The sequence below is a fragment of the Mesorhizobium sp. M1365 genome (genome assembly GCF_040317865.1).
Taxonomy (GTDB): Bacteria; Pseudomonadota; Alphaproteobacteria; order Rhizobiales; family Rhizobiaceae; genus Mesorhizobium.
This window is the reverse complement of the sequence record NZ_JAMYLG010000077.1, coordinates 1-9,627: the sequence shown is the minus strand read 5'-3', so window position 1 is coordinate 9,627 and position 9,627 is coordinate 1. Positions and strand designations below refer to the sequence as shown.

8 protein-coding genes and 2 pseudogenes are annotated in these 9,627 nt (G+C 56.0%); 3 read left to right on the top strand and 7 right to left on the bottom strand.

The annotated features are described in order from the left end of the window. Positions 1 to 234 precede the first annotated feature (234 nt). Positions 235 to 312: pseudogene (locus NKH04_RS32335) on the top strand (hypothetical protein); the annotation flags it as partial. Further along, a complete protein-coding gene (locus tag NKH04_RS32330) occupies positions 275 to 580 on the top strand; it encodes a transposase (protein WP_353045550.1) in 306 nt (101 codons plus the stop codon). The pseudogene NKH04_RS32335 and the gene NKH04_RS32330, both read left to right, overlap by 38 nt. On the opposite strand, the gene NKH04_RS32325 is transcribed toward NKH04_RS32330, so the two are convergent. The 7 genes from NKH04_RS32325 to NKH04_RS32295 form a co-directional block, all read right to left on the bottom strand. After that, positions 525 to 1,265 (bottom strand): amino acid ABC transporter ATP-binding protein, encoded by a 741-nt coding sequence (locus NKH04_RS32325; protein WP_353045549.1) that lies wholly within the window; start codon positions 1,263 to 1,265, stop codon positions 525 to 527. The two genes, NKH04_RS32330 and NKH04_RS32325, sit on opposite strands and share 56 nt — an antisense overlap. 119 nt (positions 1,266 to 1,384) lie before the next feature. Then, on the bottom strand, positions 1,385 to 2,359 hold the full coding sequence (locus tag NKH04_RS32320) for an amino acid ABC transporter permease (RefSeq protein WP_353045547.1): 975 nt from the start codon (positions 2,357 to 2,359) through the stop codon (positions 1,385 to 1,387). Between the two features lie 81 nt (positions 2,360 to 2,440). Then, positions 2,441 to 3,079 (bottom strand): transporter substrate-binding domain-containing protein, encoded by a 639-nt coding sequence (locus NKH04_RS32315; protein ID WP_353045546.1) that lies wholly within the window; start codon positions 3,077 to 3,079, stop codon positions 2,441 to 2,443. Between the two features lie 1,470 nt (positions 3,080 to 4,549). After that, a complete protein-coding gene (locus NKH04_RS32310) occupies positions 4,550 to 5,710 on the bottom strand; it encodes a M24 family metallopeptidase (protein ID WP_353045545.1) in 1,161 nt (386 codons plus the stop codon). Between the two features lie 162 nt (positions 5,711 to 5,872). Further along, positions 5,873 to 6,631 carry a class I SAM-dependent methyltransferase gene (locus NKH04_RS32305; protein WP_353045544.1) on the bottom strand — a complete coding sequence of 253 codons (759 nt, stop codon included), beginning with the start codon at positions 6,629 to 6,631 and terminating at the stop codon, positions 5,873 to 5,875. Positions 6,632 to 6,746: 115 nt separating this feature from the next. Next, positions 6,747 to 7,142 carry a hypothetical protein gene (locus NKH04_RS32300; RefSeq protein ID WP_353045543.1) on the bottom strand — a complete coding sequence of 132 codons (396 nt, stop codon included), beginning with the start codon at positions 7,140 to 7,142 and terminating at the stop codon, positions 6,747 to 6,749. A gap of 16 nt (positions 7,143 to 7,158) precedes the next feature. Beyond that, positions 7,159 to 8,211 carry a KamA family radical SAM protein gene (locus NKH04_RS32295; protein ID WP_353045548.1) on the bottom strand — a complete coding sequence of 351 codons (1,053 nt, stop codon included), beginning with the start codon at positions 8,209 to 8,211 and terminating at the stop codon, positions 7,159 to 7,161. Between the two features lie 542 nt (positions 8,212 to 8,753). Here NKH04_RS32295 and NKH04_RS32290 point away from each other — a divergent pair. Then, positions 8,754 to 9,627, top strand: a pseudogene (locus NKH04_RS32290) (IS1380 family transposase); the annotation flags it as partial.

Here is a 9,627-nt window from a genome sequence, read left to right as displayed (position 1 = left end):
TCGCCAATGGCTGGCCAAACAGCGCTATCGAGGCGCTCATGCCTTGGAACTACCATCGCTGAACGGCATCAGCTACCCGCTTACGCTGAAGTCCATCAGCCGATCGGTAAATTATGTCGAGTGATCACTTCTCACACACCGCAGTCGGCAAGGAATTGCCGCTGCGGACTCAGCATAATCCTGCGCTCCACATAATTTCGGTTATGCGGAGCTCCACATAACCGAAAGGGCGCGGAGGGGCTGGCTGCGCTGGTGCGCGAGACGATGGGGGCCGATCCGTTCAACGGCGCGCTTTACGTCTTCCGCGCCAAAAGAGCCCAACACGCGACATTCTGCTTTGTCGGTGCGGCGGATCATCGCGGAGACGCTGGAGCCGAACGCAATCATTTCCGAGGTTGCCCGCCGCTATGGCCTGAGGCCGCAGCAGGTCTTCGCCTGGCGCCGGGAAGCGCGTAAACAGGCTGCGTCGGTGCAGCAAGATTCTCCTGCCTTACTAGACTGCAGTCCACATCATCTGACGCGGCTCAGTGTTTCAGGATCTGGCTTAGAAAGAGCTTCGTTCTGTCGTGTTGAGGCTTAGTGAAGAAGTCGTGCGGCTTGCCCTCTTCAACGATCCGGCCTTCATCCATAAAGATCACCCGGTCCGCGACAGAGCGCGCAAAACCCATCTCGTGGGTTACGCAAACCATTGTCATGCCGTCGCGCGCGAGACTAGTCATCGTCTCGAGGACTTCGGCGACCATCTCCGGATCGAGCGAGGACGTCGGCTCATCGAAGAGCATGACAGCTGGCTCCATGCAGAGCGAGCGGGCAATGGCGACGCGCTGCTGCTGGCCTCCTGAGAGCTGACCGGGGAATTTGTTCGCCTGCTCGGGTATGCGCACGCGCTCGAGGAATTTGAGCGCGATCTGCCTTGCCTCGGCCTTGGGCACGCCCTTGATCCACATCGGCGCGGCCATGCAGTTCATCAGCACCGTCATGTGCGGAAAGAGATTGAAGTGCTGGAATACCATTCCAACGTTCTTACGAACTTCGGCCACGTTGCGCATCTTGTCGTGCAACCTGATCCCGTTGACGGTGATCTCGCCCTCCTGGTTCGCTTCGAGTCGGTTGAAGCAGCGAACGAGCGTCGACTTTCCCGATCCGGAAGGTCCGCAGATGACGACGCGTTCGCCTTTGTGGACAGTCAGGTTGATATCAGTCAATGCCCTGAAGCTGCCGTACCACTTCGAGACGTTTTTGGCTTCGATAACTGTGTGGCTCACCGGCCCATGCCCCTCGCTCGAAGACTTCCGATCCGAACTCGACTCATGACGCCCCACATCAGCAGGCGCATTAGAATATCCGTTTGGACCCCCCTGCACTTGAACCACGCCGCTGACGGTCATCGCACCTTGCTCCTGTCAAAATGACGCTCGATCCTAGATTGGATCAGCTCGAGGCAGACGGTCATAATCCAATAGATAATTGCCGCGGCTATCAGCATTTCCATGTGATGGAAGGTCGGCTGACCGATTGTGCGAGCAAGGAACGTCAACTCCCAAACGCCGAGAACCGAGACGAGCGAACTGTCCTTCACCATCCCGATGAACATGTTTCCCATCGGCGGGATGATGACGGGAAGCGCCTGCGGCAGGATGATCTTGCGCATCGTAAGACCGAAGCCGAAGCCCATGGATCGGGACGCCTCCCATTGGCCGCGGTCGATGCTGGCAATGCCCGAACGGAAGATTTCGGTCATGTACGCGCCAATGCACAGCGAAAGCGCCAATATGCCTGATGGCACGGCATCCATCACAATGCCCAGCTGCGGCAGGCCGAGATAAATCAGGTAAATCTGCATGAGAAGCGGCAGGCCGCGGAAAAATGAAGTGTAAAAGCTGGCAATGGCATAGGCGAAGCCGTTGCTTGACAATTTTGCAATAGCACCGAAGATCGCAATTATTGACGCGAATACTAGTGAAATCGCGGAGATATAGATTGTCGTCACCACCCCCTGTGTAATGAGGAAGGGCAAGTTGATCCATATGAAAGGCAGACTTAAGTTAAATGTTTCGAAGAAAGCGAGGAACAGAACCAGCAGCTCGAACCACACGAGGCCGATTTGTAGCTTCAACGGCGCAAAGCCGATCATCACGAGGTTAGCGCAGAACACGACCGCAATCACAAACGCAATTGCGAAGCGCCCGTAGAGGCCGCTCTCCAGCGGATCGCCGATGATCGGCCGCATGAGCTCGCCCATAGTCGTGCCCGTCAGGTTGAACGCCAAAAACACAACGAGCACGACTGCGAATATAGAAGCGATGAACTTCGGCTTATGGACCAGGATCTCGGATTCGACTGTGTCCTGGTAGAGCATGAGCTGTCCTTTTAAAAAAAAGAAACGACCTAGGCCAGCCTTGGTCGCTAGCGATTCACCACTTACTTTTCGACGGAGCGGTCAATTCCGTACTGCGTGATCATTATCTTGGAGAGCGTGACATCGTCCCTTATTTTTGATGGCCTCGGCGATTTTGTCGCTGAATTCCTTGTCGCCGCGAGGAATTGCAATAGCCGCGGGCACGAAGAATAGGGGCTCGCTAAGTTCTTTCACTGGATAGCCAGCTTTGATCGCATTGCGAAGATTCGATCGATCAGTGAGGACCGCATCGAGACGAACACCGTCGCCGAGCCGAAGGTCGTCAAGAGCGATATTGTTGGTTTGATAGGTCTTTATCTCGCCCGGCGTGAATTGAAATTTTATTGGCTGAGCGTCCGACTGCGCGCCCACCCAATCCTGTGTAAAGGTTTGATTGGCATAAGACTCGGCGACTGTGCTTGCCGTGAGACCGATCACCTTGCCGTCGAGATCGGAAGGCTTGGTCGCTTTGCTATCCTTGTGAACGGCGGCTATCACCAGCTGATAAGCGTACGCTGCCGGGAAGTTAAGTTTTTCGGCGCGGGCTTTGGTTGGGATCATCTCACCCATGGCCATATCCCAACGGTCCTGCCAGTTGCCTGATGTGATGACATCCCAGGCCGGCGTCACAAATTGAACCTTCGGCCCCAGATATTCGGCGATGGCCTTGGCAACGTCCACGTCAGAACCATCGAGCTCATGCTTGTAACTGCGAGCGAGGCTGCAGCTGCTATCATCGTCATCAGCTTGTTCATGCGGTTCTCCCCTTGTATCATAACTCTGGTCAGGTGGCTCGGACTCCTTCCCTCATCCAAGACCTGGCCCAGGCAAACCCGATCAGCCTCCAAGCTTGGGCAGCGGCAAGCGCTTCTTCCTCCCGGCGTTGCCTAGTGCTCACCCTATTTTCGGCCCATAAGTTGGCAAGAACATAATCGATATAACGTGCATCTAGAACTCAGATGGTTGAAAGCAGAACCACGCCTCCAGACAGCCGACTGGCTAAGTCCATTGGAATTGGGTAGGTGATCCGGTGGCCGGTCAGAATCGCCTCCTGCCATTGGCCCAGCGAGAGTGGGCAGATGTCGGTTGATCATCATGACCGTTGGTATTCCCCTCATGTCATTTCTGCTTATCCGCATGTTTCAACCGGATTCTCATGCACAGAATCTGGGAGCGCATACTCAGCCGCAGCGCCGACCGGCCCGAGCACCCTCTGACATGTGGCGTATTCCGGGCAGTTGGCGAATAGGGGCGGCGTAGCATGGACGCGCGGTCGGCAAAATCGTACTTCACGCCGGACTAGCGCATCGTTGCCGATCAGAGGCTCCTTGGCTCTGCCGTGCGAAAGCTTCGTCCTCTTGCCCAGCAGCAGGGTCACGGGAAGATTCACGCTTACACCGCCAGCCTGCTCAGCACCCTGGTCAATGTTTGCAGCCACATCCGCTTCCGCAATGCCTCCCGCAAGGATTGCTGGAATGCCACATTAGTCAATTCCGCTGCGGCTCCATCTCTGTCTTTACAGCTGAGTCCGAAACCCACTTCCCGCGTGCGACGAAAAATAGCTGTCGGTATCGGGGCAGCAGCCTTTGAAGAGACGGCTTCCGCTTTCCTGGAGGCGCCCAGCTTCGGTGGCCCCTGTATCGTGCAAAGGATTGGCAGGCCATTATTGAGCTCGGGTCCCGTCTTATAGCGCACGGGAACGCTCCACGTGGTGGCATTGCCGGTATCTCCGGGAATATACGGGCGGAGGCCTCGTCCGGGCATCCGGTCAAGCATCAAAATGCCCACGGGGCGCTCCGTGGAACGCCAATCGAGGCCTCACCCAGGACGGCCAGCGCCTCCCTTGGGTACGAGGAAAATCAGTCATCTGTTGTCACTCCTATAGCAGCCATATCGAAGGGCGGTCGTCGTAGCGATGGTTATCACGCGGCCTTGGCCGGCTCCCTGCAATATTGGCAGCGCTATGCCCGGACTTCTGCGCTTCTTCTGAGCTGCGGCCATTTATTGCGACGCTCCGCTGGAGCTACATACAAGACTGGCGACGAGCGCCCGTGCGAAACAAGCGCTAGAGTCACAACGTTAGCGCAGCCTGGCGGTGTGCATGCCGGCGCATCGTATTGGTGCTGCGCCGGGCATCGCAATCCCAAAAAGTCAGCAATTTACCAGCAGGTCGCGTGACATATTGCTCAGCGACTCCGCGCCATTATCAGTCACGCGAACAGTTTCACTGAAGATGTAGCCATCCGTCTTTTCAAAGATACCAATGAGAAGGTGGAAGGTCATGTTGGTCTGGAGCACGGTCTCATCGCCCTCTTGGAAGCACGGGCCGCCGTCCACCCAATCGATGCCTATTGAATATCCAATTCTGGATTCTTTTCGTACGCCTCGAGGTCCAAATTCGCGCCGAAAAGCTCGCTCCACATCACTGCTGGTCACCCCAGCCCGCATAGCTCCGAAGGCAGCTAGGAAGCCGTCAAGGCACGCTTGGTGAACGTGCCGCGACCTAGCGGTCGGCTCTCCCAAAAAAACCGTCCGCGACAATGCGCAGCAATATCGGTGACGGACCGCGCCGAGTTCGAAATTCGTCTGGCAGCCCATCTTGTAATATCCGTCCGTCCAGGTAAGGTGTGGCGCGGCGCCGGGCGAGCCTACTGGCATTGTTACCAAAGGGCTACGAGACGTCCATCCTGGAAATTCCGGAGTTCCAGAGTATAATGCATGCGTTATATCAGCAGCCACGTCGCATTCTCTGGCACCAACAGAAATTGCAAGCCTGGCGATTTGCATAGCTCTATCGACGATCTTTCCTGCCTGCTCCATGTATGCGATTTCAGCAGGTGACTTTATCGCCTTTAGTGCTGAAATCATCCCATCGGCATCGATGAAATCCGGTGTTCCTAGACTTCTGATCAAGGCGGCATGACCTTTCACTCCAAGTATTTTGCCCGATAGTTCGACCGCAATGCGGCCAGATGGGCTGCGCTCGCGAACAAGTTCGGCGATGGGCTGCCACGCCGTGAGCTGGCTCGAAGCTATGTATTTCTCTGGATAACCAAGGACGTGAGATTGCGGCAGATACGAGCTAGCGTCCGCACATAGAGTGTCCATCTCACGCAATATGAGCCAGGGATCCTCCTCGTCTTGACAAACAAGAGCCAGCTGCGGGACGTAATCGGAAAAACCTTCGTAGCCGGTGAGATAGTTCATATTCCCTTCATTCAAGACAAGCAGTGCGTCGATACCCCGCTGGGCCATCTGGCGGCGCAGGCGGGTCGTGCGTGCGCGATACTCTTCTTGACCAAATGCAGACACTAGCAGTTCTCCTGCTCCGACAACAACGATTTGCTTCGAGGCTGCCGATGCGGTTTGGCTTCGGCGAAGCGACAAATCGTCATAAAAAAAGGAATTATTGACCCTACCGGAAAACTATTTGAAAACGGGGCCTAACATATTATAGGACAACCTTCGCTAGTCTCATTTGTACGCAACAACCACGAGCTGCGAGCTATCGGATGTAAACGCGCCACCTTGCTCCCCATAAGCCTGCGCTGTTTCGAACCCCGCGCTCCGCAACATGCGAACATAATCAGAAAACCCATACTGTCTGAAAGAAAGATGCGATCGTCTAACGCATCCGTCGCGGACGACAATCCTTTCCAAGTTGCGCCGATCGCTTAGTACATCGTCGCTCATTATATCGATTCTAAGATCGTCGTTTCGCTGCACGACGTAGATAGGCGACTTGTGGCGCAGAAAAGCGAAGCGATTGGCGTGACCGATTAGAAGACGCCCGCCCTTTCGAAGCGAACACGCAACTTCACGAAGAACTCTCTCATTGTCCGCGTCATCGAAATAGCCAAACGTCGTGTACCACAGAAAAACCGCGTCAAATCGATCTCGCCAGGGAAGTGAGCGCATGTCACCCAGAACATACTCAACATTTACTCCGCGTCCCGCCGCGTCTGCTTCGGCTTTTTGTAGCAAGATGGGCGAGATATCAAGTCCGGTTACCTGTGCTTCTTTTTCAGCCAACCGGTTAGTAATCCGCCCATAACCGCATCCAAGTTCAAGAACTGAGCTGCCCTGTCCAAGTGAAAGAAGGGTCCAAATTGCCTCTGCTTGCCGGTCACTTGTCTCCGGAGGATTTATAACATCTCCAAAATGGATGTAATCTTCGCTAAAGTATGCTTCGACGTCCGATAGTGACACTGTATTTCCCGACCCGTAACTCATTTTGCTTTTTCCTTATAACGTCCTCTCGGCAATATCGTTTCTCGCACGGATCTTAGGATACTTAAAGAACCATTTGGTGAAGTTTTTTTCACATTGTCTAAATGCTTCGCAACCATCATTTGACCTCCCGCGGCATGGGGCCGCCAATCACCCCACGGTTACAATGTCTTGATGCCGTGATGGACCGAAACCCGATGGGCGCGGTGATCCACCACCCCTTAGGTTTTGCCGCGATCTCGTGACTGCTTTTGTGGATAGCGAGTGGCATTAACCTTCGTGACTGAGCCCACCGTGTTTCCTGCGCGCGGTCCAGCATCGCGGTAGCCTTAGGAATCGTGCAAGCGATGCCCAGGTCACTGTTCGCCCGCCGCTGCAACAGCGTTCCCATCGGCATGCAGCATTCAACCCCGGCTTCATGGGCGAACGGGAAAATCGCCACCACCTGGTCACGGCTCGCCACCTGGAAACGGCGCGCTTTGTGATCCGTGCGCTCTGTCTCGGCAATCAGCATTGCGCGGCTTTCGATCTCATGCTTCGGGCAAATCATCCAACCAGCAAGCGCCCTCGAGGTATGGCCTCGAAAAGATCTTTCCGATCTTTTCGGGAGTCTTGTTTTGATGGTATCGCATATAGACTCGGCCATCAGCTACAAGGTCAAGGATCTCGATCTTTCCAGTGTAATGAGACATGATGTATTTGAACGTTTTTTGGATGCCGCTGAGACGTTGGTTGATGCCGCGCGCAATCTCTGTTCCGCGGCGCAGCGAAACCTGGAAGTGTGAGGCGCCTTTCACCGGCCTGCCCTGAAAGAGGTAATATGGACGGACACCCATTTGATGGCACTTGGCGAAGGTAGCTGCCAAGATCTCCGGATCGTCGTTGACTTTCGCGAGAAGCACGGACTGATTGAGAAACTGCACACCCTGTGCACGCAAAGAGCGAATGTTGCGCTCCGCGTCGACCGAGATTTCACCGATGTGGTCGAAATGTGTGACGACCACCGAGGCTTTGCCCGTTTCATGGATCCGTTGGAACAGAGCCGGTAGAGCGGGATCCTCGAACCGCTTGGGCTGGTAGGCGATTGCTTTTGTGCCGAATCGGATCGAGTCCAAATGCGGGATTGGCAGCAGATGATCAAGAATTTTGTCAAGCTTGGCGGTGCTGAGCACGAATGGGTCACCTCCCGAAAGCAATACATTTGTCATCTCAGGATGATTGCTAATATATCGCGCAATCTGGGTGAAATCAGTTGTGATTTCATCGGAGTGCTTGCCAACGATGCGTTTGCGAAAGCAATAACGGCAGTATGAAGCGCAACGGTCCGTTACCAGCAACAACCCGGTCTGGGCGTACTTGTGCTGAAGTCCGGGCATGACCGTATTGTCGTGCTCGCCGCTCGTATCCAGATTGCCGGAGCTCTCGAACTCGTCGAATGAGGGTTCGACAATGTATCTAAGCTGGTCGTAGTAACCACTGGTCCTGACCTGTTCACGATAGAATTTTGTGACTTGATAACGCGTAATGCCGTTGGCTTCCAGCTCACCTTCTGTAACGACGCGCGTCCCCTCGATGAATTTCATGATCGCTGTTCGGGCCCGCGGTTCCGAGTTTGTGGGCGAGCAAACGCGAGACGCTGCGGCGGTCGCCGGCACGTTTAGCTCATGTTCGCTCAGGTTCTGGTCCTCGCAATCAGCAATACCCGCCTCCGGATCCCGCTCCGTCTGGTTCGTTCGCGCACGTTTCATTTAGACCCCCCGGGTTGGAGACTGCGAGAGCCCCGTGATCGTAACGGATCCTTCGCCGTGTCGCTTGCAACCGGCGTGCCGCCGAAGAGATTGTGAGAGCAAGACGAGCAAAACCAAGTCTTTGACGATGCAATAGCGGAATACTTGTACATCAGTGTGTCAAGTTCCGAACATGGACGTATTCAACCGAACATAGCTGACATAGAGTGCTGTGACGCGGGCGGAGCGCGTGCGGTTGAAACGAATACCGTACTAGCCCGTCTTATGCATGACGGCGCGTTCAAGGGGATGGCGGATGTAGCCTAAGCGATTGATTTGGCGTAGGATTCGGTTGTCTAATCCAACCCTGTCACCGCGTCTCGCGTGCCACACCCGCCATGACCGACGATACGTTGCTGCCGCTCTCATTTCCAGCCGTTGGACGCAAGAAGATCACAGCTGCGTTTGACGGCGGACGCATCACCTCGGATGGTGGCGTCATGCTGCTGGCCGCAGCCGAGCGACGCCTGCAACTGGCCGACCAGACTTGCCGCCGCGATCCACGATCCGCGCGATCCAGAGCGGGTGACGCACGCCATGGCCGACATTCTGCGCGCCCGCATCTTTGCGATCGCGTGCGGCTACGAGGATGCCAACGATCTCGACCGACTGCGCACCGACCCGGCCTTCAAGCTCGCCTGCGGGCGGCTGCCCGACAGCGGGATTGATCTGTGCTCGCAGCCGACCTGCTCGCGCCTGGAGAACCTGCCGGACCTGCGCACCGTCATCCGGCTCGGCTGGGTGCTGGTCGATCTCTGGCTGTCGAGCTATGCCGCGCCGCCCAAAAGCGTGACGCTCGACATCGACGACACGGTTGATGTCGTTCACGGCCATCAGCAGCTCTCGCTCTTCAATGACCATTACGACGAGCGCTGCTTCCTGCCGATCCACATCTACGACGCCGCGACAGGACGCCCGGTCGCCATGATCCTGCGTCCTGGCAAGACCCCGACGGGCAAGGAGATCCGCGGCCATCTGCGTCGCCTCGTCCGTATGATCCGTGCCCGCTGGCCTGCCACCCGCATTCTGATCCGCGGCGATGGCCACTATGGCCGGGCGGAAGTCATGGCCTGGTGCGAGAACAATGCGATCGACTACGTCTTCGGCCTGCCCGGCAACAAGGTTCTCCAGCGTCTCGTTGATGAAGCCGCCGACGACATCCGCACCCGCCGCGCGCTCGAGCAGAAGCCGGTGCTGCGCGGTTACGCCGAA

Coding starts and splice junctions, on each gene's coding strand:
- NKH04_RS32320 (WP_353045547.1), bottom strand. CDS start 2,359: ATGCTCTACCAGGACACAGTCGAATCCGAGATCCTGGTCCATAAGCCG.
- NKH04_RS32305 (WP_353045544.1), bottom strand. CDS start 6,631: ATGAGTTACGGGTCGGGAAATACAGTGTCACTATCGGACGTCGAAGCA.
- NKH04_RS32300 (WP_353045543.1), bottom strand. CDS start 7,142: ATGCTGATTGCCGAGACAGAGCGCACGGATCACAAAGCGCGCCGTTTC.
- NKH04_RS32295 (WP_353045548.1), bottom strand. CDS start 8,211: ATGAAATTCATCGAGGGGACGCGCGTCGTTACAGAAGGTGAGCTGGAA.